Here is a 22,394-nt window from a genome sequence, read left to right as displayed (position 1 = left end):
CAGAACCTGATGGTGTTCAGTTTACACCTTTCTCCCCCGGTCCGACAAGACGGGGGAGGCGAAGCGCCGCGTCAGACCGGCAGCGGCCGCGCCACGGGATCGCGCGGAGCGCGTAGGCCGACATAGGCCACCAGCGCCAGCAGAGTGAGCAATGCGCCCGTGGCGAGGAAGGTCGAGGCATAGCCCAGAGAGGCGATCAGCGGCGTCGAGGCGAAGGGCGACAGGAACTGGCCGAGGAAGATGCTGGTGGTGATCGCACCCGCCGCCAGCCCGCGGCGATGCGCCGGGGCGATGCCCACGGCGAGGCCGAGGAAGGTCGGCATCAGCAAGCCGCCACCGGCGCCGATGAAGGCGGCCCCGATCAGCGTCAGCGCAAAGCTCGGGGCAATGCCGAAGAGGTAGAAGCCGGTGGCGAAGCCCATGAAGCCGAGCGCCGGGGTGCCCGAGCGTCCCAGCCGCATCCGGATCTTGCCGAAGAACAGCGAGACGATGCCCCCCGCAAGCGTCATCGCGCCCATCAGCATGCCCGCCGCCTGCGGCTCGGGATGACCGATCGAGGCGAGGAAATACGGCGATTGCGTCGGCACAAGATAGAAGCAGAGGAAGCACAGGCCGGCGAGCAGGATCACCAGCACCAGCGTCGACACCCAGTTGGCCTCGCCCTCGGAGGCCGCGGGCTCGACCTGCGAGGCGCTGCGGTCGGATTTCTCCAGCGTCAGCATCATGATCGGCAGGTAGACCAGCGCGATACCGTAGATCGCGAAGGGCGCCAGCGGCGTGAACGACGCCAGCCAGCCGGCGAGAACCAGCAGGATGAGCCCGCCGAAATTCGTCGCCGCGATCTGCAGGCCCATGAAGTTGCCGCGCTTCTCGCCTTTGAAATAGTCGCCGATCAGCGCCGTCTGGGCGGTCATGATCATCGCCACCGCGACACCGAGGAACAGCCGGCTGAACAGCACCAGCTTGAGCGTCGGCAGGTAGAGCCCGGCGGTGCCGGCGATGGCGAAGAGCGCCACGCCCGCGAGCAGCTGCAGGCGACGGCCGAAGCGGTCGGCCAGCGCGCCGGCAAAGGGCGCTAGAATCGCCACCATCAGCGACGGCGCGGTGACCAGCAGGCGCGCCAGCAGCGCGGCGTTTTCCTCGTCGGCGAAGCGCGCCTCGATGCCGGGCAGCGAGGGGCTGATCAGGCTGTTGGAGAGGATCGTCAGCGAGGCCGCGAGCAGCAGCGCCACAGCCCGGGAATCCTTGAGCAAGCTCAACATGATATGGTCTTTCACTAGGACCGCCAAAGATCACGGCAGCTGGCCCCGGCCCAAGGCCGCGACAGCTCCGTGCAGGCATGTCGACAAAAGGAAACCCGCGAACGCCAGAAATCGATGGGGAGAGGCGCGCGGGCGATTGATTACATTTTTCTAATTTTGTAATTGGCGAAGACCGATGCGTCAAGGAGGAGCGGCGTGCCCAGAACAGGTCTCAGCCCGGAAGATGCGCGGCGTCGTGCCGTGGAGATCGCCCTTGCCCGGATCCGCGAACATGGCTTCGTCAAGCTGCGGCTTGCGGAGGTCGCGCGCGACATGGGCGTCAGCCACGCGGCGCTCTACGCGCACTTCCGCGACAAGGCGGCGCTGCTCGATGCGGTGACCGAGAGCTGGCTCTGCGAGGCGCGGGCGCGTACCGCGTCGATCTGCGCCGGCAGCGCGCCCGCGGCGGAGCGGATCGAGCAGTGGTTCGTTGCACGCTACCGGATCAAGAGCGCCCGGGCGCAATCCGACCCCGAAATCTTCTACGGCTTCAACGAGGCCACGGCGGGCGAGCGCCCGGTGATCCGCGATCACATGCGCCATCTCAGAGAGGAACTGACCGCGCTGGTCGCGGAAGCCGGGCTCGGCGGGCGGGACGAGGCCGAGATGCTGGAGGAGGCGATGAGCGCATTCCTGCATCCCGAGCTGATCGGCCCCGGGCCCCGCCCCGAGCGCGAGGCGGCGCTGCGCCGCCTCGTGCGGGTCGTTTTGGCGGGGCTTGCGGCTGAGCCGGGCCCGCGCCGCTAGTCGAGCAGCCGGAAATACGCCTCCTGCCGGGCCACCAGGTCATCGTGGCTGCCGATCTCGACGATGCGCCCGCCGTCCATCACCACGATGCGGTCGGCGTGGCGGATGGTCTCCAGCCGGTGCGCGATGATCAGCGTGGTGCGCCCGACCGCCAGCCGCGCCAGCGCTGCCTGCACCTCGCGCTCGGTCGAGCGGTCGAGCGCCGAGGTGGCCTCGTCGAGCAGCAGGATCGGCGGGTTGCGCAGGAAGACCCGCGCGATGGCGACCCGCTGGCGCTGCCCGCCCGAAAGCATCACGCCGCGCTCGCCCACCATCGTGTCGAGCCCGTCCGGCAGGCTCTCGACCAGCGGCCCGAGCTGGGCGTCGCGCACAGCCGCGATAATCTCGTCCTCGCTGGCGCCAAGCCGGCCATAGGCGATGTTGTCGCGCAGGCTGCCGGCGAAGAGGAAGACGTCCTGCGAGACCAACCCCACCTGCCGGCGCAGGCTTTCGAGCGTCATCGAGCGCAGCGGCAGCCCGTCGATGCGGATCTCGCCGGCAGTGGGCTCGTAGAAGCGCGGCACCAGTGCCATCATCGTGGTCTTGCCCGCCCCCGAGGGGCCGACCAGCGCCACGGTCTCGCCGGGCTGCACCGTCAGCGACACGCCGTGCAGCACGCCGCGCGCGCCGTCATAGGTGAACTCGACATTGTCGAAAGCGATCTCGCCGCGCAGGGCCGGGGCCTCGCGCGCCTCCGGTGCGTCGGCGATCTCGGGATGCTCGGCCAGAAGCTCGAGATAGCGGCGGAAGCCCGCGATGCCGCGGGGGTAGAGCTCGATCACCGCCGCGATCTTCTCCAGCGGACGGAAGAACACCCCCACCAGCAGCAGGAAGGCGACGTAATCGCCGGTGCTCATCTGGCCCTCGAAGACAAACCCCGCGCCGGCCACCATCACCACCACCTGCACCAGCCGCATGCCGGAATATTGCAGCGCGCTCAGCGCCGCCATGATGCGGTAGGCGTCGAGCTTGGTGGCTCGGTATCGGGCGTTGTCCTCGGCGAAAAGGGCGCGCTCATGCGCCTCGTTGGTGAAGGCCTGCACCACGCGGATGCCGCCGATGCTCTCCTCGAGCCGCACGTTGAAGGCACCGACGCGGCCGTAGATCGCCTGCCATGTCCGGGTCATCCGGCCGCCATAGACCGCCAGCAGCCAGCCCATGGCCGGAACGATCACCAGCGTCATCAGCGCCAGCGGCGGGTGCAGCCAGAGCATCAGGCCAAAGGCGCCTGCGAAGGTCATTATGGCGATGAAGAGATCCTCGGGACCGTGATGGGCGACCTCGCCGATCTCCTCGAGGTCGCGGGTCACCCGGGCCACCAGCTTGCCGGTCTCGGCGCGGTCGAACCAGCCCCAGCCGAGCCGGGTCAGGTGGCCGAAGGCGCGGGCGCGCATCTCGGTCTCTATGTTGATGCCCAGCATGTGGCCCCAATAGGTCACCACCAGCATCAGCCCGGCATTGATCACGTAGACGCAGACCAGCGCCACGGAGGCCAGCACGATCAGCCCCCAGTCGCCGCCCGGCAGCAGGTGGTCGATGAAGCCCGCGATGGCCAGCGGAAAGGCCAGCTCGAGCAGGCCCGAGAGCACGGCGGAGCCGAAATCGAGCCAGAAGAGCCGCATGTGCGGGCGGTAGTAGTCGAAGAATTGTCGAAGCATATCGGGCCTTACACGGGGAGGGCGACGGGGGAGCCGTCGGCGCGAGTCATGACCTCCATGCGCGCGCCATAGATGTCATGAAGTCGGGCCGGGGTCATCAGCGCGGCAGGTGTGCCTTCGAAAACCAGCCGCCCGGACTTGAGCGCGACGATATGGTCGCAGTAGCGCGCCGCCATGTTGAGATCGTGCAGCACCACGACAACCGAGCGCCCCCGCGCGCGGCTCAGGCGCTGCACCAGTGTCAGCACCTCGACCTGATGCGCGATGTCGAGCGCCGAGATCGGCTCGTCAAGCAGCAGCGTCCCGGCCTCCTGCGCGATCAGCATCGCGAGCCAGGCCCGCTGCGCCTCGCCGCCCGAGAGCGTGTCGACGCGGCGCTCGGCGAGCGGCGCGAGCCCGCAGGCCGCGATGGCGGACTGGGTGGCGGCGCGGTCATCAGGGCCGGGGCGGCCGAGCGCACCGTGCCAAGGGTAGCGCCCGAGCGCGGCAAGCTCGCACACGGTCAGCCCTTCGGCAGCGGGCGGGTGCTGTGGCAGGTAGGCAAGATGGCGGGCCAGCGCTTTGCTCGGCCAGTCGCGCAGCGGTCTGCTGCCGAAGGCGATGGTGCCCTGCGTCGGCTGGCTCTGGCGCGAGAGCAGCTTCAGCAGGGTCGACTTGCCGGAGCCGTTATGTCCGATCAGCCCGATAACCTTGCCGCGCGGCAGGCTGAGGTCGAGCCCGTGCAGCAGGGTGCGGCCGGGCACGGTCAGGGTGACGTCGGAGAGGGTGTAGAGCGCGGTCATGTCGGGCGCCTCAGCATCAGCCAGATCAGCCAGGGCGTACCAAGGAGTGACGCGAAGAGACCGAGCGGCAGGTCATAGGGAAAGCTCGCCATACGGGCACCGAAATCGGCGGCGAGCATGAGGGCGGCGCCAAGCGCGGCGCTGCCGAGCATGTGCGGAACCGCCTGCGCGAGCCCGATGCGCCGCGCGAGGTGCGGCGCCATCAGCCCGACGAAGCTCAGCGGACCGACGAGCACGGTGGCCGCGCCGGTGGCCAGCGCCGCCAGCGCGACGACGGCGAGCGTCGCGCCGCGCAGCGGCAGGCCGAGCGCCCGGGCGACCTCGGGGCCGAGCGGCAATATTGTGAGCCAGCGTGCCATCATCACCACCGCCGCGCAGGCGAGGCCGAGCAGGGCGCAGAGCAGCGCCGCGCCGGAGCCTGTGAGTGCCGAGGCCGAGCCCGAAAGCCAGGCGAGCACGGCGAAGCTCTTCATCGTGCCGGCGGCCATAAGGATCGACAGCAGCGCCGCGGCCAGCGACGAGACAGCGACCCCCGCCAGAAGCAGGCGCTCGGGACGTGCGTCGCGCCCCAGCACGACGCCGGTGAGCACCGCCATGGCCAGCGCGCCGCCAAGCGCGGCACCGCCGCTCAGCGCCAGCGCCGTCGGCGTCGCGGCGAGAAACAGCACCCCGGCATAGCCGATCGCAGCACCACCCGAGACGCCAAGCACCTCCGGCGAGGCCAGCGGGTTGGCCGTCAGCCGTTGCAGCGCGGCGCCCGCCAGCGCCAGCAGGCCGCCGGCGGCGGCAGCCCCTGCGAGCCGGGGCAGGCGGTTGGGCAGGAACAGGGCGAGGCTCTCTCGGTCAAGGAGGCTCCAGCCATCGGGCGTGCGGCCGAGCATCAGCAGCACGGCCAGAAGCAGCACCACGCCAAGCGCCATGAGCGCCACCCGCCGCAGCGGGTGCGCGGCGCGCGGGAGCTGTGCGTCGGGGGCGGGGGGCGGCGTGGCGCGCAGGCGCGGCAGCAGCCAGAGCAGCAGCGGCCCGCCGATCAGGCCGGTGACCGCACCGGTGGGGAACATCTCGGCGCCATGACCGGCGGCGGTCAGCACCAGCCCGTCGACCAGCGACAGGAGCGCCGCGCCGGTGAACGGTGCCAGCGCGAGGATCTGCCCAGGGCGGCGCGCCCCCAGCGCGCGCGCTAGAGCCGGCGCGGCGAGGCCGACGAAGGCCACCAGCCCGACGGCGGCCGAGACGCTTGCCGCCAATACGCAGGCCAGAGTCACTGCCAGCGCCCGCACCCGGCCCACCGAGAGCCCCAGCGAGCGCGCGCTCTCGGCCTCGAGCCCGAGCACTGACAGCGGCCGCGCCATCAGCGCCGCGAGGCCTGCGCCGAGCGCCAGCACAAGCGCCAGCGCCAGCACCGGCCCCCAGCCCGTCTGCACCAGCGAGCCGCCAGTCCAGATCACAAGCGAGAACAGGTATTGCCCCTGCGCCAATGTCAGCGCGCCTGCGAGCGACGAGGCGAAGAGCGAGACCAACATGCCCGCGATCACCATGGTCACCGGGTGGAAGCCGCGCAGCGCGCCCATCCCCATGACCAGCGCCGCAGCCGCGAAGGCGCCCGCCAGCGCCACCGGGGCGCGGCCCCAGCCGAGCAGGCTTGGGCAGAGCACCGTCACCGCCACCAGCGCCAGCTGCGCGCCGGAGGAGATCCCGAGCGTCGAAGGATCGGCGATCGGATTGCGCAGCACCACCTGCAATAGCGCCCCCGAAAGCCCGAGACAGCCCCCCGCGACCAGCGCCATGGCCCCGCGCGGCATGTGGCCATAGAGCATGAGAAGCTCGTCGAGGATCAGGGCGTCGGGCGTCAACTCGCCCGGCAGGCCCGAGGGCGCGGCCAGCGCCCAGAGCAGGGCCGAGAGCAGGAAGGTGACGGGGAGCGCGAGCTTCATGCCATGCGCTCCAGCGCCTCGGCGGCGAGCCGGGCAAAGCGCAGCGCCGCCGGAACCGCGCCGAACGGATTGACCGGGGGCAGGACCTCGAAGCGCCCCTCGGCCACCGGCGCGAGCCGGTTCCACAGCACCGAGCGCCGCAGCCCCGGCGCCGCCTCGGGCGGGATCGGACCGACCGAGAGGATGCGCGCCTCGGGGCGGGCGGCAAGCCGCTCGAGCGGGGTCGGCGCGGCGAAGCTGAACTCGGTGGGTGCGGTCCAGGCGTTCTCGAGCCCGAGGAGCGTCGCGACATTGCCGAACATGCTGTCGGGCCCGAAGGCGCGGAAATGCCGCGCGTCGCCGATCTGGACGATATAGACCGGCCGGTCGCGCAGCGGCGCTAGCCGCGCGCGCAGGGCCTCGAGCGTCTGAATGGCATCGCGTTCGACCGCGCGCGCCGCCGTCTCGCGGCCAAGCCTTTCGGCCAGCGCGTGCGTCGCGGATACCGCGAGGGGGACGGGCGATTCACCGGTATAAACGGCGTGTGACATCACCGGCGCGATGGCCTCCAGCCGGGGCGCGATCTGCGCGTACCACGGCGAGGTCAGGATCAGCGTCGGGCGGGTGAGCTGCAGCAGCTCGAAATTCGGCGACCCGCGCAGGCCGAGATCGGTGACGCTCTCGGGGACGCTCGGCTCGATGGCGTCGGCGCGAAAGCGGATCAGCTCGCAGGCGGCGACCGGCGTCACCCCGAGCGCCAGCGCCGACTCGAGCATCGCCCAGTCGATCGCCGCGACACGCTCCGCTTTCGCGCCGGCCGAGAGCGCGGGCGCCGCGGCGAGGGCCAGCGACGACAAAGCGCCGCGCAAAACCGCGCGGCGCTTCAGGGTTGGTACAAAAGAGATCACCACTTCCAGGTCAGGCGGGCCTGCACGGTGCGTCCGTCGCCGTAGTAGCAGCCGAAGGAGCCGCAATTGGCGACATAGGCCTCGTCAAAGAGGTTCGACACGTTGACCGACAGCCCGAGATCCTCGGTCAGGGCGTAGGAGGCCTGAAGGTCGACCAGCGTCACGTCCTCGAGATCGTAGCTGTTGGCCGCATCACCGTAGCGCGCGCCGATGTAGCGCACGCCGCCGCCGAGTTGCAGGCCATCGAGCGTGCTGCCGGAGGCGAACTCGTAGTTCAGCCAGAGGCTCGCATTGTGCTCGGGCGCGTTGGCCAGCGCGTTGCCGGCGTTGTCGCCGCTCAGCACCTTGGTGTCGTTCCACGTGTACTGGCCGCGGATGTTCCAGCCCTCTGCCAGATCGGCGGAGCCTTCGAGCTCGATGCCGCGCGACAACACCTCGCCCTCCTGCCGATAATCACCGATGCCGTTGCTGTCGGTATAGGCCGAGAGCACGTTCTCCTGCCGCAGGTTGTAGACCGCCGCGGAGAAGAATCCGTCGAAGCTGAGCGGCTGGTACTTCACGCCCGCCTCCCACTGCCGCCCGCGGGTCGGCTCGAAGGCCGTGCCGCTGTTGTCGGTGCCGATCTCGGGATCGAAGGAGGTGGCATAGCTCAGGTAGGGCGCAAGGCCGTTGTCGAACACATAGGAAATGCCGGCGCGACCGGTGGTGGCCTCGTCATCCTGATCGACCGACGAGCTGCCGGCGAAGTTGGTGTAGGTGCTGCCGGTCTGGCTGGTCCAGTCGTGGCGCAGGGCGATACTGGCGCGCCAGTTTCCCAAGGCCATCTCGTCCTGTGCGTAGAGGCCGATCTGCTCGAGCGTCAGGTCGTCGGCCGAGACATACCACGCATCGCTCAGGTTGGCGCCACCATAGCTCGGATCCGAGTAGCTGATCGAATCCGCGTACTTGAAGCCGCTCTCGCTTTCGACACCGTAGCGCCGTGCGTCGAGGCCAAGCACTAGCGTGTGCGCGACGGCCCCGGTGTCGAAGCGACCGTTCAGGCGCAGGTCGAGATTGCGGGTGTAGCTGTCTTCCGAGGTGGTGTTGGCGCCTCTGTTGATGGTGTCGCCATCCGCGTCGAGCCCGCTGACATAGAAGCCGGTATAGTCCCAGTCGAACTTCTGGTAGCGGAAATTGGCCTCGACCGACCACGCTGCGTTGAGCTCGTGACGGGCGGAGAAGCCGAGGTTGAGCATTTCGCGCTCGCTCTCGTCATCGCTCGGGTCGCCCGCATAGAAGCTGCGAAGGTCCTCGTCATCGACCTCGCCGACAAGCCCGTAGGGCACGCCCGCCGGGGTGATCGGGCTGTCCTTCAGCCAGGAGCCCAGGAATTCGATCTGGCTGGCGGCGGTCGGTGCCCAGCGGGTGGCGAGGCCGATATACTTGCGTTCGTTGGTCAGCTCTTCGACGTCTTCCTCGCTGTCGCGCGCGACGGCGGTGATGCGGGCGGCGAAGGTGTCGGAGAAGGCGTGGTTGTAATCGACGAAACCCTCCGTGGCCTTGGGATCGCCGATGCCGACGCCGAGCTCACCGAAGCTGAGGAATTGCGCCCGCTTCTGGATCTGGTTGATCACCCCGCCGGGAATGCCGGCGCCGTAGAGTGCCGAGGACGGCCCCTTGAGCACCTCGACGCGCTCGAGCGAGTAGATCTCGAAGGCCGGCGCGCCGAGATCGCGGATCAGGCGCAGCCCGTTGAGATATTGCGCGTCCGAGCCGTCGAAGCCGCGGATGGTCGGCGCATCGAAGCGCGGGTCGGTGCCATAGGGCTGCGCCGTCAGGCCGGCGGTGTAGCCCAGCGTGTCGCCCAGCGTGGTGGCGCCCTGATCCTCGATCTGCTCGCCGGTGATCACCGAGATAGATTGCTGCGTCTCGAGGATCGGCGTGCCGGTCTTGGTGGCGGTGGCGGCGGTGCTGGCGACGTAGCCGGGCACCGGATCGGAGGGATCGGCGCTGCCGTCGACGACCAGCGTGCCGAGGTCGTAAAGGTCTGCGGTGGATTGCGCCGTGGCGGCACTGGCCAGCGCCAGAAGGCTTGCGCCCGCGACGAGGGCGGCTCGAATGGGATGGGTCATGTCACTGTCCGGAGCGTTGCTGTTATTTCCCGATCAAATAGATCGGATATTAGTGGCCTGCTTGTATGGGACCGGCGGGCTTTGAAGCATCCGGGACAAATCTGCGCCGCCGCCACTCGCCCGGGGTTTCGCCATGCCGGGCCCGGAAGGCCCGCGTGAGATGGGCCTGATCGGCAAAGCCGCAGGCGGCGGCGATCTCGGCGAGGCTCAGCTTCGCGTCGGGCATCATCGCCTCGGCGGCATCGATCCGCAGCGTCATCAGCCATTTCTGCGGCGTCTGGCCCCGGCTGGCGCGGAAGCCGCGGGTCAGCCAGCTCTCCGACAGACCCGCCACCTCGGCCAGCTCGGCGCTGGTGATGCGCCGGTGCAGCGCCGCGCGGGCGTGGGCCTCGAGGCGCTGGAGGAGATGCGGCGGCAACCCGCCGCGCTCGCCACCGGGGGCGGGCGGGCCGAGATCGAGCACCTCCGAGAGCAGCGACGAGAGCAGACCATCGCTCGACAGATCGGGGCGCAGCGGACGCTCGACCTCGTCGGCGATCATCCGTGCCAGCGCCTCGATCATCGGCGTGGCGCGCGCAAGGCGGGGTGTCGTCAGAGCCTCGCGCGGCTGGTCGCGGAGGCGCTGGCGCAGGGGGCCTGAATCGAGGTGAAGGTCGAGATGCGCGAAACTGCCGCCGGTCTCGAAGCGGCTCCAGAGCGGCACATGCGCCGGAACGTACATCACCGAGACATCGCCCTGCCACGGCTCGCCGTCAGAAGCCCGCAGCTGCAATCCCTCGCCGCCGCCGAGAAAGACCACGAGCCGGGGATCCGGGGCGCTGTAGAAGCCACCGCCGCCAGCCTCGCCATGCACGTGCCAGACATCCGCGATCACCCCCGGCCACCTCCGCCAACGGAGCGGACGCAGCGTGCGGATGGCACGGGTTTCGGCGGTCATGCGGGGCATGAAGGTCATTGGGAGGCGCTCGGCAGGGAGGTTGGATGGCAGCCTGGCGGACCGTCCTGCGGCTTGCTGAGCGACACCCTGATCGCATTTCTTAGTGGAATAGTCAAGTAATGCGCCGACGCCCCACGGCTGGCCTCCGGACCGATGCAGATGAAAGAGCTCCGGCACAGGCCCGGCGTCCTGAGATCAATCCCGACGCTGGGTCGCGCGACAACCTGCGCCGCTCTGCATGGCCCGCGGTCAGGACCAGTAGGCGGCGGAGACGAATTCCCCCTTCTGCAAGCCCTGCTCCGGCAGCCAGGCGCGCGCGTCGAGCGCCTGGGCCTTCTCCCCCGCAAAGAACACGTAGCGATCCGCAGCCGGCACACTCAGCGCCTTGAGCGCGGCGAGCGGCGTCTCGTCGCCGCCCCGCAACACCCAGCGCAGCGACACGCCCTCGGGATGGCGCACGGGCTGGATGTCGGCGGCCTCCGGCACGAAGAGCACGGCCTCGCCACGGGTGTCGGCGGGCATCGCCTCGAGGATGCGGATCATCACCGGCATCGCGGTCTCGTCCCCGACGAGCCCCATCCAGCCGGCCATCTCGGGGATACCGCCACCGCCGGGGCCGGTCATCGCGATCTCGGTGCCGGGAGCGATCCGGTCGCACCAGTCCGTCACCCGCCCGCCCTCGTGGCGGAACACGTCGAAGGTCATGCGGGCGGCGGCCCCTGCGCGCTCGATGGCCCGCGTGGTGTAGACCGGCCGATGCCAGGCCGTCATGCCGCCGGGCCAGCGCGTGGCGCCGCTGGCGTCGGTCTCGGGCCAGCCCGCGCCCTCGGGGCCGAAGAGCAGGCGGAAATGCAGCCCACCCTCGGCGAAACGCGCCAGGTCCGGCCCCTCCATCACCACGCGACTGTAATTCGGCGACAGGCGCCGCGCCGAGACCACAGTTGCGCGCGACTGGTTGCCCGGCTGGCGCCCCGCCAGATCCTCCTGCCAGCGCGGCACGACGCCATGCTCCGCGAGCCGTTCGGCCAGCAGATCGCGCGCGAGCTGCAGCGCCACCGCGTCGGGGCTGTCCAGCCGCAGCCGCGTGCCGGCGCCGTCCGGCGTCACCGTCAGGGAGCCGCGCGGCAGCGCGATGGTGAGGCTGTCAGCGGTCTCGGTGACGGGCCGTTCGGCCCGCGCAGCAAGGCTGCGGAAGGTCGAGATCGCGGTGGGACTGTCGATTTCAAGCGTGGCATCGGCGCGCTGCATGGGAACCTCGGCGGATCTGTCATCGCGCCGCCGCGGTCACAGATGATGCGGGCAGGGCGCTGACGTCATGTTGGGGAGAGGGGGATCACGAGGGATCCAGCTGGGCACGGCCTGGCTCGGCGCAATCTCGTCGAGCGGGCGGAGCGTGTCAAGCGATGCGGGTTGCCCAAACGCAAAGAGGCGGGCCCCTTCGGGTCCGCCCTTGCGTGGCTACGTCCCTGGCTGCCTTGGCTTGGTGGCGACGTCGCTGCCTTTGAAAGGTCGCTGCGTAGCTGCCGAGCTGGGTCGCTTGGTGCGTTGCTCTTGGGCCCTGACTACGCCCCGGCACGGGAGCCGTCAAGAGAAAAGCGAGCAAAAACAATTAGTTGAGTTATTTTGTCGGGCTTTACAGCCAGGTATTTAAATCAGGGCTCATGGCCGGAAGCTGGCGCGTGCGAATTTCTCTTTCGGCTCAAATCCCTAGCCGTCCCCTCCGAAGCGGACGGGCGCGACCGGCGCGGCACCGGTGGAGCGCCGCGCCGGTCTCGTCTCGGCAACCTCCGGACAGTTGCAGCCGCCATGCGGCTCTGGCACAACCTCGGAACCGGCCACGCCGAGGGCTCGATGCCTCACGCGACGCCCCGTAAGCAGGGCCGTACAAGGCCCGCACCGCACCGCTGCTCCCGACAGAGAGAGGACACCCCGATGCCGTCTGCGAAGGATCAGCTTCCGGTTCACCTGCTGACCGGCTTCCTGGGGGCAGGCAAGACCACCCTTCTGAACCGGATGATGGCAGATCCGGCGCTGCGGGACACCGCGCTCGTCATCAACGAGTTCGGGTTGGTCCCGGTGGATCATGATCTCGTGCGCGAGGGCCGGGAACGGCCGGTGGTGACCACCGCAGGCTGCATCTGTTGCACCGTCGGCAGCGATCTGCGCGCCTCGCTCGAGCAGTTGCTGCACGGCCGCAAGACCGGTGAACTGCCGCCCTTCCGCCGGGTCATCGTCGAGACCACCGGGCTCGCCGATCCGGCGCCGATCATCAACAGCCTGATTCCCGGCGGCATCGACGCGCGCTCGCTGGCCGATCACGCGGTGGCGCGCGCCTTCCGGCTGTCGGGCGTGATCGCGGTCGTCGATGTCGAGGGCATCGGGGCCGCGCTGGCGGCGCATCCCGAGAGCGTGAAGCAGATCGCCTTCGCCGACCACGCCATTCTCACCCGCACCGATCTCTGCCCCGCAGGCGACTGGCCCGAGCGGCTGCGCGCGCTCAACCCCGCGATCGAGCTTCATGATGCGGCGGATCCGGGCTTTGATCCGGCGCGGCTGCTGACCCCCGGAAGCTATGCCGCCTTCGGCAAGGGAGAAGGCGTCACGCGCTGGCTCGCGGCAGATCGGCGGTCGGGCGCGCATCCCGACGGCGCGCATTTTCACGGCCTGAACCGCCACGGATCGGTGCTTGCGGTGCCGCTGACCTGCGAGAGCCCGCTGCGGCCCGCGGAGCTGCAGCGCTTCCTGTCGCGGGTCACCGCGGCGCCGGACGCGGGCCTGCTGCGGATCAAGGGCCTCGTGGCGCTGCAGGACGATCCGTCCCGCCCGGTGGTGGTCCATGTCGTCGGCCACCGGATCTACCCGGTGCGGCGTATCGAGCACTGGCCCGACGGCGTGGCGGAGAGCCGTCTGGTGGTGATCGGCACGGCTCTGGACGAGGATGCCCTGCGCAGGGACTTCGCGGCGCTCTGCGGGATTGCGTCGGGCTCAGCCAGCCTGCACCTGGCGCTCCGGCGCCCCTAGACGGAGGCGGGCGCCGCCGGATCGCGGCGCCCCTCCCGGGTCACTCGAGGCAGTCGCTCAGGCTGGTCGCAAGGTTTCGCAGCACCTGCGGGTAGAGATCCGGGCCGGGCGTCAGCTCGGTGCCCAGCGGGTCCATCACGCCGGTCCGGGCATCGGTGCCGCGGAACACGGTGGCGATCAGGTTGGCATCGTATTGCGGCTCGCTGAAAGCGCAGGTCACGCCCAGCTCGGCAACCTTGCCCTGGATCTCCTCGATGCGCGCCGGGCTCGGATCCGAGGCATCGGCAAGGGTGATCGAGCCGGCGGCGGGAATGTCGAAGCGGGTCTCGAAATACTGGTAGGCATCGTGGAAGACCACGAAGTTCTCGCTGCGAAGCGGCGCGAGCGTCGCGGTGATTTCGCCGATGAGGGCCTCGAGCTCGGCCTTCCCGGCCTCGGCATTGGCGGCGTAGGTGCCGGCATTCTCCGGGTCGAGCGCCGAAAGCTCTGCCGCGATCACATCGAGCCAGACCTTGCCATTTTCAGGGTCGAGCCAGGCATGCGGATCGTTGCCATGATGGTCATGATCATGGTCTTCATGCTCTGCATGGTCCTCATGATCATGGTCTTCGTGATCGTGATCGTCGTGCTCCGCATGGTCGTCATGATCATGGTCGTCATGATCGTGATCGTCATGCTCGGCGTGCTCCTCATGGTCATGGTCGTCATGATTATGATCGTCGTGTTCGGCGTGCTCCTCGTGATCGTGGTCATGCGCCTCGAAGGTCACGCCTTCGCGGAACGCCAATTCGGTCGTGCCGTCAGTCTCGATCAGTTCCACCACCCGGGCATCCGACGCAAGCGCCTCGATCGATCCGGCCATCCACGGCACCAGCGCCTCGCCGATCCAGAACACCGCGTCGGCCTGGTCCAGAGCCCTTGCCTCGGAGGGGCGCAGCGAATAGCCGTGCGGCGACGCGCCGGGCTGCACCAGCAGATCGGGGCTGCCGAGATCGCCCATCACGATCGACACCAGCGAGTGGACCGGCGGGATATCGGTTGCGACCGACGGCACGTCGGCGCCGGCCGCGCCGGCCAGACCGAGGGCGGAAACGGTCCCGAGGAAGAAGGAAGAACGCATGGGATACTCCGCGTTATGTTGTAACATCGTGACGACCCGTATATGGAATACTATAACATAGCAAGACGGGTCTTCGAGGGCGCAGAATGGAATCGGTCGGAATGACGGCGCATGATCACGGAAGCTGCAAAGCCGAACGGCTCGCGGCCGCGCATGGCTTTTGCGATGCGCACCGCCTGCATTTCACCGCGGTACGGCGGCGCGTCTTCGAGATCCTGCTCGACGAGCACAAGGCACTCGGCGCCTACGACATCCTCGCCCGTCTGAAGGCGGAAGGCTTCGGCTCGCAGCCCCCCGTCGCCTATCGAACGCTCGACTTTCTCGTCAAGCACGGCTTCGTGCACCGGATCGAACGGCTGAACGCCTATGTCGCCTGCGTCCATCCTTGCGAGACCCACGACCCGGCCTTCATGATTTGCCGGCTATGCAACACCGTGGCCGAGACCAGCGCGCTGCCGTCGCGCGGGATGCTCGGCCCGGCGGCCCGCGAGGCCGGTTTCGAGATCGAGCAGACCGTGGTCGAGGCCATCGGGGTCTGCCCGAGCTGTCGTGCGGAAGGAGTGGCCGGATGAGCCTGTTTGAATTTTCCAATGTCACGCTGCGGATCGGCGACACGACAATCCTGACGCATGTCTCCATGCGGATGGAGCCCGGCGAGATCGTCACCATCGTCGGGCCCAACGGCTCGGGAAAGTCGACGCTGCTGCGGCTTCTGATCGGCTCGCTCGCGCCCACCGGCGGGCGCATCAGCAAGGCGCCGAAGCTGCGCATCGGCTATGTGCCGCAGCGGCTGGCCATCGACCCGACGCTTCCGATGACCGCGGCAAACCTGCTGGGGCTGCGCCGCAAGGTCAGCACGGCGGAGATCTCGCAGGCGCTGGAGGAGGCCGGGGTCGGCGGGCTCGAGCGGCGGCAGGTCAGCGACCTGTCGGGCGGCCAGTTGCAGCGGGTGATGTTGGCGCGGGCGCTGCTCGGTGCGCCCGAGCTTCTCGTGCTCGACGAGGCCACGCAAGGGCTCGACCAGCCCGGCACCGCCGCCTTCTACCGGCAGATCGAGGACGTGCGGCGCAGCCGGGGCTGCGGCGTCCTGATGGTCAGCCACGACCTGCACGTGGTGATGAGCACGAGCGACCGGGTGATCTGCCTCAATGGCCATATCTGCTGCGAGGGCGAGCCCAGCCACGTGGCCTCCGCGCCGGAATACCGGGCGCTGTTCGGCGAGGGCACGCGCGGGGCGCTGGCGCTCTACACTCACCATCACAACCACCGCCACGACTGTGGTGCGAGCGAGGCGGCAGAATGAGCCTGTTGGACGATTTCATGATCCGCGCGGTGCTGGCGGGGCTTGGCCTTGCGCTCGCGGCGGCGCCGTTGGGCTGTTTCGTGGTCTGGCGGCGCATGGCCTATTTCGGCGACGCCACCGCGCATGCGGCGATCCTCGGCGTGGCGCTGGCGCTCGGCTTCTCGGTATCGATCTTCAGCGGCGCGCTGGTGGTGGCGCTGATCATGGCGCTGACCGTCTCGACGCTCAGCGGCCGGGGCTTCGCGATGGACACGATCCTCGGCGTTCTGGCGCACTCGGCGCTGGCCTTCGGACTGGTGGGCGCCTCGTTCCTGAGCGGCGTCCGGATCGACCTGATGGCCTATCTCTTCGGCGACATCCTCGCGGTGATGCCCTCCGATCTGGTGGTGATCTGGGGTGGCGCCGCGCTGGTGGTCGGGCTCATCACCTGGCGCTGGTCGGCCCTGCTGACGGCGACGCTCAACCCCGATCTCGCCCGCGCCGAAGGCATCGATCCCGACCGCGAGCAGCTGGTGCTGACGCTGGCGCTGGCGATCACCGTGGCGGTCGCGATCAAGGTGGTGGGCGCGCTGCTGATCACCGCCATGCTGATCATCCCGGCCGCGGCGGCGCGGCCCTTCAGCCGCTCCCCGGTGAGCATGGCCGGGTTGGCGCTGGTGATGGCGGCGGTCTCGGTGATCGGTGGCGTGCAGGCGTCCTACCAGCTCGATTCCCCGACCGGACCGACCATCGTCTGCGTCGCGGCAACGCTCTTCCTGCTGTCGCTCTCCACCTCACGGCTGGGCCGGCACCACTAGCGCCGGCCCCGGGCTCAAACCGTCCGGGCCCCGGAGGCCGGTCGATAGGCGGTGTCCCGCCGCAGCGTGGCGCGCTCGACCTCGCCGAGATGGGCGAGCGCCGCATCGGTATCGCCACCATGGCGCGCCAGCGCGCGCTGCCAGAGCCGCAGCGCCGAGCGCGGCGACCAGGGCAGGGCGGCCTGCGCCAGCCAGCGGCGCAGGTCCGGGGGCAGACGGTCGAAACGCGCCATCGCATCGCCTTGCCGGCTGCGCCGCTTCAGGCTGCTGCGCAGGTTGCTGATGCGCGCAGCCATCAGGCCGCCTCGGTAGCGCGACGCCAGCCCGGGAAAGGATCCTCGAGCGTTGTCCAGAGCTCTGGCGTGAAGCCGGTATCCGCCTTCACCAGCGCCGCATCGAGCGCCGCAGTGATCGCCGCCCTGTCCATCCCCGCGCCGATGAAGACCAGCTCCTGACGGCGGTCGCCGAAGGGCTCCTGCCAATGCTGTTCGAGATAGGCGCGCGCCTGCGGATGATCCGGGCGGCGGCTTTCCGGCACCGTCGCCCACCACATGCCCATCGGCTTGATGGTGCTGAGCGCACCGGCCAGCGAGAACTCCGCCAGCCAATCGGGCCGGGTGGCGATCCAGAAATGCCCCTTGGCGCGGATCACCCCCGGCAGCGGCCCGTTCAGCACGTCGTGGACCCGCTGCGGATGGAACGGCCGGCGCGCCCGGTAGACGAAGGAGGAGACCCCGTATTCCTCAGTTTCGGGGACATGGTCATTGAAGCCGTAGAGCTCCTTGGCCCACATCGGGTGCAGGTGCGCCTTGTCGAAATCGAAGAGCCCGGTGTCGAAGATGCGCTCCTGCGGCACCCGGCCGTAATCGGCCTCGATGATCTGCGCGTCGGGGTTCAGGGAGGTGACAATCAGGCGGGCGGCATCGCGCCGCTCGGGACCGGCGTCGCCGGCCTTGTTCAGCACCACGATGTCGGCAAACTCGATCTGGTCGACCAGCAGGTCGACAAGCGTGCGCTCGTCCTCGCTGCCCAGGGACTCGCCGCGGTCGCGGAGGAAATCGTGGCTGGCATAGTCCGACAGCAGGTTCACCGTGTCGACCACTGTCACCATCGTGTCGAGTCGCGCCACGTCGCTCAGGCTCGCGCCGGTCTCGTCGCGGAAATCGAAGGTCGCCGCCACCGGCAGCGGCTCGGCGATGCCGGTGCTTTCGATCAGCAGGTAATCGAACCGGCCCTCCTCGGCGAGCCGGCGCACCTCGACCAGCAGGTCGTCGCGCAGGGTGCAGCAGATGCAGCCATTGGTCATCTCGACCAGCTTTTCTTCCGTCTGGCTGAGATCGGCGCCGCCTTCGCGCACCAGATCGGCATCGATGTTCACCTCCGACATGTCGTTGACGATCACCGCGACGCGGCGACCCTCCCGATTGTTGAGAACCTCGTTCAGCAGGGTGGTCTTACCGGCCCCGAGAAAGCCGGAAAGAACGGTGACAGGCAGGCGCGAATCCGGAGCGGGCATCGAAGTCTCCTACGTTATGCAATGTTATATCATAACGTATACACCTGCGACGGACGCGCTCGCAACCCGGTTTGTGATTCCGATGAGCGAAGCCACGCTTGAGGATGCCCGCACCTGTCCACGCCACGGCAACAAGATCCGGATCATCGCCCGTAAGACGCATTGCCGAGCGAGCAACTGCGGCGCGCTGCGCGCTTGCCGATGCGTGAAAGGGCGGCCCCGGAGGGTCGCCCTTTTCCTCACCTGGCCCTTTTCCTCAGCTGGGATGTCGAAGGCCGGCCCGGCCAAGATGCCTCCGCATGGCGGAGCTCGCGCGCTAGATCAGCAGCACGTCCGCATCGGTGACGACCGAGTCGTAGAACGTCACCGTGGTGGCGCCGTAGGTCATCACCGTGTTGTCGCCGACATAGGAGAAGGCCACGACATCTGCGATGTCGACCCCTCCGGGAGCTTCGGTGAGATAGACCTGATCGAGCCCCTCCTCGAAATCGAAGACCTTGTCGTTGCCGTCGTCGGCATCGAACACAAAGACGTCCATCCAGCCTTCGTCATCGTCGCCGGGCGCGCTGTTGCTGAATTGCGGATTGTCTCCGTAGAGAACATCGTCTCCGTCGCCGCCGATGATGGTGTCGTTGCCGTCCTGACCGTAGAGCCGGTCATTGTCGGAGCCGCCCATGAGCGCGTCGTCGCCATCGCCGCCATAGAGACGGTCCTCTCCCTGACCGCCCAGCAGGACGTCTTCGCCCGCGCCGCCTTCGAGACGGTCATTCGATGATCCGCCGTCGAGAGTGTCGTCGCCCGCGCCGCCTTTCAGGAGATCACGGTTGGCACCTCCGAAGATCAGGTCGTTGTCATCATTGCCGAGAATGGTGTCGTTGCCGCCGCCCGCGAAGACGGTGTCGTTGCCCTCGAGCGCGTCCAGACGCTGCGGCCGCGAGTCGAGCTCGATGTAATCATCCCCGGGCGTCGGCGGAAATCCGGGCGGTGGGGGAATGATGATGATTGGGTCAGTTGCCATGACAGGTCCTCCTCTTCATGAAGCGGCCCGGCCTCGATCCCGTCACGCGCGAGACCGTCCATATGCAGGAGCCGTGCACGCTGGCGCGAGTTTACCACCACCGCGGCTATTGTTTCTTGATGCGGCGCAATGACGGGTATTTATCAGCACTGTTTTTCAGAGACGCCGCGCCTCATCGGTGCGGGCTGATGTCTGGCAGCCCTGCTGGGCCCCTACTCCGACAGGGCGGGCCGCCCCCTTGCGCCGGAAATAGCCCGCTGAAACACCATCCGAGCAAATCCAGAGCGTGCTTTCGGGAGCGCCGAGACTATTAGATGCGTCAATTTTCTACCCCAGCATTATCATAGCCGGATATATTCCCGGCTCGCCGCGACTGTCTTAGGCTCTGTCTCGCAACACGAGAGGAACCAAGATGGGCGCGCTTGACGGCATCCGAGTACTGAGCTTCAACCACTTCCTGTCCGGCCCCGCCGCGGCGCAGCATCTGGGCGATATCGGCGCCGACGTGATCACCGTCGAACCGCTGGGCGGCGCGTTCCAGCGCAACTGGGCGGTGGCCAACCGCTTCGTCGATGACACCTCGGTCAACCACATCACCACCGGGCGCAACAAGCGCTCGATCGCGGTGGATCTGAAATCGCCTGAGGGCATCGCCACGGTAAAGCGCCTGATCGAGACCGCCGACGTGGTGATGGAGAACTTCCGCCCCGGCACGCTCGACAAGCTGGGCCTGTCGGAAGCCGAGATGCGCAAGGTGAACCCGCGCATCATCTACGCCACCACCACCGGCTACGGCGTCGACGGCCCCTATGCCAAGCGCCCGGGGCAGGACGTGCTGCTGCAGGCGATGACCGGGCTTGCCGCCCATACCGGCAGCATGGAGAGCGGCCCCGTCGCCGTGGGCTCGGTGCCGATCGACCACCACGCCGCAGCACTGACCGTCGCCGGCATCATTGCCGCGCTCTTCGAGCGCGAGCGCACCGGCACCGCGCGGCGGGTCGACGTTAACATGCTGCAGGCCGCGATGGACCTGCAGGGCGAGTCGATCACCGCGTGGATGAACGGCGCCGACCGCGCCGGGCCGCGCGGCGAGGAGGGCATGGCCAACTGGTTCAGCCCCGCACCCTACGGCATTTACGCCGCCAGGGATGGCCACGTGATGATCTCCATGTCGACTCCGCCGCAGCTCGCCGGCGCGCTCGAGCTGCCTGCACTGGCCGAGCTCTCCGCCGATGACGGCTTTTCCAAGCGCGGCGAGATCTCGCGGATGGTGGCCGAGGGCATGGCCCGGCTCAGCCTCGACGAGGCGGTTGCCAAACTCACCGAGGCCGGCGTCTGGCACGAGGTCGTGCAGGATTACGATGGGCTCAAGAACAACCCGCAGGTCGATCACCTCGCGGCCTTCACCGAAACCCCGAGCGCCGGCGGCACGCCGCTGGTCATGCTCTCGCACCCGGTGCGCTACGACGGCGAGACCCCGCCGGTGCGGCTCGCCCCGCCCGCGCTTGGCGGGCAGAGCCGCGAGGTGCTGGCCGAGGCCGGCTTCGAGGCGGGCGAGATCGACCGGCTGATCGCCGAGGGCGTGATCGTGCAATCAGACAAGATGCGCGGCTGAGCCCGCGCCAAGAGACCAACAGGAGCAGACAAGATGGATTTCGCAATCTCCGACGAGATGAAGATGGTCACCGACGCGGTCGGCCGCTTCGTGCGCGAGAAGGTGCAACCCCTCGAGCAGGAAACTGAAGAGGCCGCCAAGATCCCGCCCGAGAAGCTGGCGGCGGTGAAGGCCGAGGCGCAGCAGCTGGGCTTCTACGCCATGAACATGTCGGAAGAGGTCGGCGGCGCGGGGCTCGGCGTGCTCGACATGTGCCTCGTCGAAGAGCAGCTCGGCCAGACCTCGGACGCGCTGATCCGGCGCATCTTCGGGCAGGTCTACCCGATGCTCGAGCAGTTCGAGGGCAAACTGCGCGACAAGTATCTCTACCCCACCGTCAAGGGCGACAAGATCTGCGCCATGGCGATCACCGAGCCGGGCGCCGGCTCGGACGCGGCGGCGATCAAGACCAACGCCTATCTCGATGGCGATGAGTGGGTGCTGAACGGCACCAAGCACTTCATCTCGGATGGCGACATCGCGGATTACGTCATCGTCATGGCGCTGACCGATCCCGAGAAGGGCGCCCGTGGCGGCATCAGCCTGCTGATCGTCGACAAGGGCACGCCGGGCTTCAGCGTGGCGCGCAATCAGGCGATGATGGGCCACCGCGGCTACGGCCATGCCGAGCTGAATTTCGATGATGTGCGCATCCCGAAAGGCAACGTGCTGGGCGAGGTCGGCAACGGCTTCAAGGTGATGATGGCCAATGTGGGCGGCATCCGTCTCGGCCATATCGGCGCCCGCGCCGTCGGCATGGCGAGCCGCGTGCTCGAGATGATGCGCGAGCACGCCGCCACACGGAAGCAGTTCGGCCAGCCGATCGGCGATTTCCAGATGGTGCAGCAGATGATCGCCGACAGCGCGATGGAGATCTTCGCCACCCGCATGATGGTGCTCAACACCGCCTGGGAGCAGGATAACGGGCTCGACCCGCGTGACAAGGTGTCGATGGTCAAGGTGCAGGCTTCCGAGATGCTGGGCCGGGTCGCCGATCGCGGCATCCAGGTCTTTGGCGGCTACGGCTTCACCAAGGAGCTGCCGCTCGAGCGCATCTACCGCGATGCCCGCGTCACCCGCATCTATGACGGCACCTCCGAGGTGCACCGCATGCTCATCGCCCGCTCGGTGATCAAGCGCGGCCTGACCCTCTGAGCCAAGGAGCCTCTCGCATGACCGATCTTCCCGCCAAAGGCGATGCCATCACCTTCCGCAAGACCATGACCGTGGCCGAGCAGGGCTTCTTCACCGGCATCACCGGCAACATGACCAAGACCCATGTCGACCGCGCCCACGCCAAGGGCGCGGGGCTGACCGACATGTCGGTTTTCGAGCTTGCCGCCGCCGGCCTTCTGACCACCGCGCTTGGCCGCCTCGCCGGCCCCGCCTGGCGCATCGGTGACTTCTCGGTGGCCTTCGGCCGGGCCTTTCCGGTCGGCAGCTCGATCGCCGCCACCGCGACCGTCACCGAGGCCACACCCCAGGCCATCGCCTGCGATCTGAGCATCGCCGTCGAGGGTGACGAGGTCATCACCGGCAGCGCGCGCATGGTGCCGCTGGGGGCCTGAG

The 22,394-nt window shown here is 68.5% G+C and carries 20 protein-coding genes; 8 read left to right on the top strand and 12 right to left on the bottom strand.

Translation table 11 applies throughout. From position 1 onward, the window contains the following. Positions 1-71: 71 nt before the first annotated feature. Positions 72-1,262 (bottom strand): MFS transporter, encoded by a 1,191-nt coding sequence (locus tag KUV62_RS21100; protein WP_261395815.1) that lies wholly within the window; start codon positions 1,260-1,262, stop codon positions 72-74. A 195-nt stretch (positions 1,263-1,457) separates the two neighbouring features. Here KUV62_RS21100 and KUV62_RS21095 point away from each other — a divergent pair, with 195 nt between their 5' ends. Continuing rightward, the gene (locus KUV62_RS21095) at positions 1,458-2,048 is read left to right on the top strand and encodes a TetR/AcrR family transcriptional regulator (protein ID WP_222605729.1); all 591 of its coding nucleotides are present in this window, start codon (positions 1,458-1,460) and stop codon (positions 2,046-2,048) included. On the opposite strand, the gene KUV62_RS21090 is transcribed toward KUV62_RS21095, so the two are convergent. The 7 genes from KUV62_RS21090 to KUV62_RS21060 form a co-directional block, all read right to left on the bottom strand. Next, complete coding sequence (locus KUV62_RS21090; protein ID WP_222605728.1) at positions 2,045-3,745, bottom strand: ABC transporter ATP-binding protein; 1,701 nt, start codon at positions 3,743-3,745, stop codon at positions 2,045-2,047. The genes KUV62_RS21095 and KUV62_RS21090 overlap by 4 nt on opposite strands. 8 nt (positions 3,746-3,753) lie before the next feature. Next, positions 3,754-4,527 (bottom strand): ABC transporter ATP-binding protein, encoded by a 774-nt coding sequence (locus tag KUV62_RS21085; RefSeq protein ID WP_222605727.1) that lies wholly within the window; start codon positions 4,525-4,527, stop codon positions 3,754-3,756. Further along, a complete protein-coding gene (gene fhuB, locus KUV62_RS21080) occupies positions 4,524-6,461 on the bottom strand; it encodes a Fe(3+)-hydroxamate ABC transporter permease FhuB (protein ID WP_222605726.1) in 1,938 nt (645 codons plus the stop codon). Before fhuB ends, KUV62_RS21085 begins: the two co-directional genes overlap by 4 nt. After that, positions 6,458-7,297: an iron-siderophore ABC transporter substrate-binding protein gene (locus tag KUV62_RS21075; RefSeq protein WP_222605725.1), complete on the bottom strand. Its 840-nt coding sequence runs from the start codon at positions 7,295-7,297 to the stop codon at positions 6,458-6,460. Before KUV62_RS21075 ends, fhuB begins: the two co-directional genes overlap by 4 nt. 47 nt (positions 7,298-7,344) lie before the next feature. Then, positions 7,345-9,459, bottom strand: a complete 2,115-nt coding sequence (locus KUV62_RS21070; RefSeq protein WP_222605724.1) for a TonB-dependent receptor — start codon at positions 9,457-9,459, stop codon at positions 7,345-7,347. Between the two features lie 49 nt (positions 9,460-9,508). Further along, entirely contained in the window at positions 9,509-10,414 is a 906-nt protein-coding gene (locus tag KUV62_RS21065) for a helix-turn-helix domain-containing protein (protein ID WP_222605723.1), read from the bottom strand. 231 nt (positions 10,415-10,645) lie between these two features. Continuing rightward, positions 10,646-11,644 (bottom strand): siderophore-interacting protein, encoded by a 999-nt coding sequence (locus tag KUV62_RS21060; protein WP_222605722.1) that lies wholly within the window; start codon positions 11,642-11,644, stop codon positions 10,646-10,648. Between the two features lie 684 nt (positions 11,645-12,328). Here KUV62_RS21060 and KUV62_RS21055 point away from each other — a divergent pair. Next, positions 12,329-13,417: a CobW family GTP-binding protein gene (locus KUV62_RS21055; RefSeq protein ID WP_222605721.1), complete on the top strand. Its 1,089-nt coding sequence runs from the start codon at positions 12,329-12,331 to the stop codon at positions 13,415-13,417. Between the two features lie 40 nt (positions 13,418-13,457). Here the strand turns inward: KUV62_RS21055 and KUV62_RS21050 are convergent, their stop codons facing one another. After that, on the bottom strand, positions 13,458-14,537 hold the full coding sequence (locus KUV62_RS21050; protein WP_261395813.1) for a zinc ABC transporter substrate-binding protein: 1,080 nt from the start codon (positions 14,535-14,537) through the stop codon (positions 13,458-13,460). 86 nt (positions 14,538-14,623) lie between these two features. Between KUV62_RS21050 and KUV62_RS21045 the strand changes: the two genes are divergently transcribed. The 3 genes from KUV62_RS21045 to KUV62_RS21035 are packed head-to-tail and all read left to right on the top strand — an operon-like array spanning position 14,624 to position 16,637. Next, a complete protein-coding gene (locus KUV62_RS21045; protein WP_222605719.1) occupies positions 14,624-15,109 on the top strand; it encodes a Fur family transcriptional regulator in 486 nt (161 codons plus the stop codon). Beyond that, on the top strand, positions 15,106-15,840 hold the full coding sequence (locus KUV62_RS21040) for a metal ABC transporter ATP-binding protein (RefSeq protein WP_222605718.1): 735 nt from the start codon (positions 15,106-15,108) through the stop codon (positions 15,838-15,840). The genes KUV62_RS21045 and KUV62_RS21040 overlap by 4 nt, the downstream gene beginning before the upstream one ends. Before the next feature lie 2 nt (positions 15,841-15,842). Then, positions 15,843-16,637: a metal ABC transporter permease gene (locus KUV62_RS21035; RefSeq protein WP_222605789.1), complete on the top strand. Its 795-nt coding sequence runs from the start codon at positions 15,843-15,845 to the stop codon at positions 16,635-16,637. A gap of 14 nt (positions 16,638-16,651) precedes the next feature. Here KUV62_RS21035 and KUV62_RS21030 read toward each other — a convergent pair whose 3' ends face one another. The 3 genes from KUV62_RS21030 to KUV62_RS21020 form a co-directional block, all read right to left on the bottom strand. Continuing rightward, positions 16,652-16,933 carry a DUF6525 family protein gene (locus tag KUV62_RS21030; protein WP_222605717.1) on the bottom strand — a complete coding sequence of 94 codons (282 nt, stop codon included), beginning with the start codon at positions 16,931-16,933 and terminating at the stop codon, positions 16,652-16,654. Next, positions 16,933-18,153, bottom strand: a complete 1,221-nt coding sequence (zigA, locus tag KUV62_RS21025; RefSeq protein ID WP_222605716.1) for a zinc metallochaperone GTPase ZigA — start codon at positions 18,151-18,153, stop codon at positions 16,933-16,935. The genes KUV62_RS21030 and zigA overlap by 1 nt, the downstream gene beginning before the upstream one ends. A gap of 316 nt (positions 18,154-18,469) precedes the next feature. Continuing rightward, complete coding sequence (locus KUV62_RS21020; RefSeq protein WP_222605715.1) at positions 18,470-19,171, bottom strand: calcium-binding protein; 702 nt, start codon at positions 19,169-19,171, stop codon at positions 18,470-18,472. 412 nt (positions 19,172-19,583) lie between these two features. Here KUV62_RS21020 and KUV62_RS21015 point away from each other — a divergent pair, with 412 nt between their 5' ends. Genes KUV62_RS21015 through KUV62_RS21005 form a run of 3 tightly spaced genes read left to right on the top strand, consistent with a single transcriptional unit; the run spans position 19,584 to position 22,393 of the window. Beyond that, complete coding sequence (locus KUV62_RS21015) at positions 19,584-20,786, top strand: CaiB/BaiF CoA transferase family protein (RefSeq protein WP_222605714.1); 1,203 nt, start codon at positions 19,584-19,586, stop codon at positions 20,784-20,786. A 33-nt stretch (positions 20,787-20,819) separates the two neighbouring features. Further along, complete coding sequence (locus KUV62_RS21010; RefSeq protein WP_222605713.1) at positions 20,820-21,980, top strand: acyl-CoA dehydrogenase family protein; 1,161 nt, start codon at positions 20,820-20,822, stop codon at positions 21,978-21,980. A 17-nt stretch (positions 21,981-21,997) separates the two neighbouring features. Further along, positions 21,998-22,393 carry a hypothetical protein gene (locus KUV62_RS21005; protein ID WP_222605712.1) on the top strand — a complete coding sequence of 132 codons (396 nt, stop codon included), beginning with the start codon at positions 21,998-22,000 and terminating at the stop codon, positions 22,391-22,393. Position 22,394: the final 1 nt, after the last annotated feature.

The organism is Salipiger bermudensis, assembly GCF_019801965.1.
In the GTDB taxonomy this organism is placed as follows: domain Bacteria; phylum Pseudomonadota; class Alphaproteobacteria; order Rhodobacterales; family Rhodobacteraceae; genus Salipiger; species Salipiger bermudensis_A.
Note: the sequence above shows the minus strand (reverse complement) of the source record. Positions and strands in the feature narration are given on the sequence as shown.

Excerpts from the sequence above, each read along its gene's own strand:
- KUV62_RS21070 (WP_222605724.1), bottom strand. The coding sequence starts at position 9,459 with ATGACCCATCCCATTCGAGCCGCCCTCGTCGCGGGCGCAAGCCTTCTG.
- KUV62_RS21090 (WP_222605728.1), bottom strand. The coding sequence starts at position 3,745 with ATGCTTCGACAATTCTTCGACTACTACCGCCCGCACATGCGGCTCTTC.
- KUV62_RS21010 (WP_222605713.1), top strand. The coding sequence starts at position 20,820 with ATGGATTTCGCAATCTCCGACGAGATGAAGATGGTCACCGACGCGGTC.
- KUV62_RS21040 (WP_222605718.1), top strand. The coding sequence starts at position 15,106 with ATGAGCCTGTTTGAATTTTCCAATGTCACGCTGCGGATCGGCGACACG.
- KUV62_RS21015 (WP_222605714.1), top strand. The coding sequence starts at position 19,584 with ATGGGCGCGCTTGACGGCATCCGAGTACTGAGCTTCAACCACTTCCTG.
- KUV62_RS21060 (WP_222605722.1), bottom strand. The coding sequence starts at position 11,644 with ATGCAGCGCGCCGATGCCACGCTTGAAATCGACAGTCCCACCGCGATC.
- KUV62_RS21050 (WP_261395813.1), bottom strand. The coding sequence starts at position 14,537 with ATGCGTTCTTCCTTCTTCCTCGGGACCGTTTCCGCCCTCGGTCTGGCC.
- zigA (WP_222605716.1), bottom strand. The coding sequence starts at position 18,153 with ATGCCCGCTCCGGATTCGCGCCTGCCTGTCACCGTTCTTTCCGGCTTT.
- KUV62_RS21100 (WP_261395815.1), bottom strand. The coding sequence starts at position 1,262 with ATGTTGAGCTTGCTCAAGGATTCCCGGGCTGTGGCGCTGCTGCTCGCG.
- KUV62_RS21055 (WP_222605721.1), top strand. The coding sequence starts at position 12,329 with ATGCCGTCTGCGAAGGATCAGCTTCCGGTTCACCTGCTGACCGGCTTC.
- KUV62_RS21085 (WP_222605727.1), bottom strand. The coding sequence starts at position 4,527 with ATGACCGCGCTCTACACCCTCTCCGACGTCACCCTGACCGTGCCCGGC.
- KUV62_RS21030 (WP_222605717.1), bottom strand. The coding sequence starts at position 16,933 with ATGGCTGCGCGCATCAGCAACCTGCGCAGCAGCCTGAAGCGGCGCAGC.
- KUV62_RS21005 (WP_222605712.1), top strand. The coding sequence starts at position 21,998 with ATGACCGATCTTCCCGCCAAAGGCGATGCCATCACCTTCCGCAAGACC.
- KUV62_RS21045 (WP_222605719.1), top strand. The coding sequence starts at position 14,624 with ATGGAATCGGTCGGAATGACGGCGCATGATCACGGAAGCTGCAAAGCC.
- KUV62_RS21020 (WP_222605715.1), bottom strand. The coding sequence starts at position 19,171 with ATGGCAACTGACCCAATCATCATCATTCCCCCACCGCCCGGATTTCCG.
- KUV62_RS21065 (WP_222605723.1), bottom strand. The coding sequence starts at position 10,414 with ATGACCTTCATGCCCCGCATGACCGCCGAAACCCGTGCCATCCGCACG.
- fhuB (WP_222605726.1), bottom strand. The coding sequence starts at position 6,461 with ATGAAGCTCGCGCTCCCCGTCACCTTCCTGCTCTCGGCCCTGCTCTGG.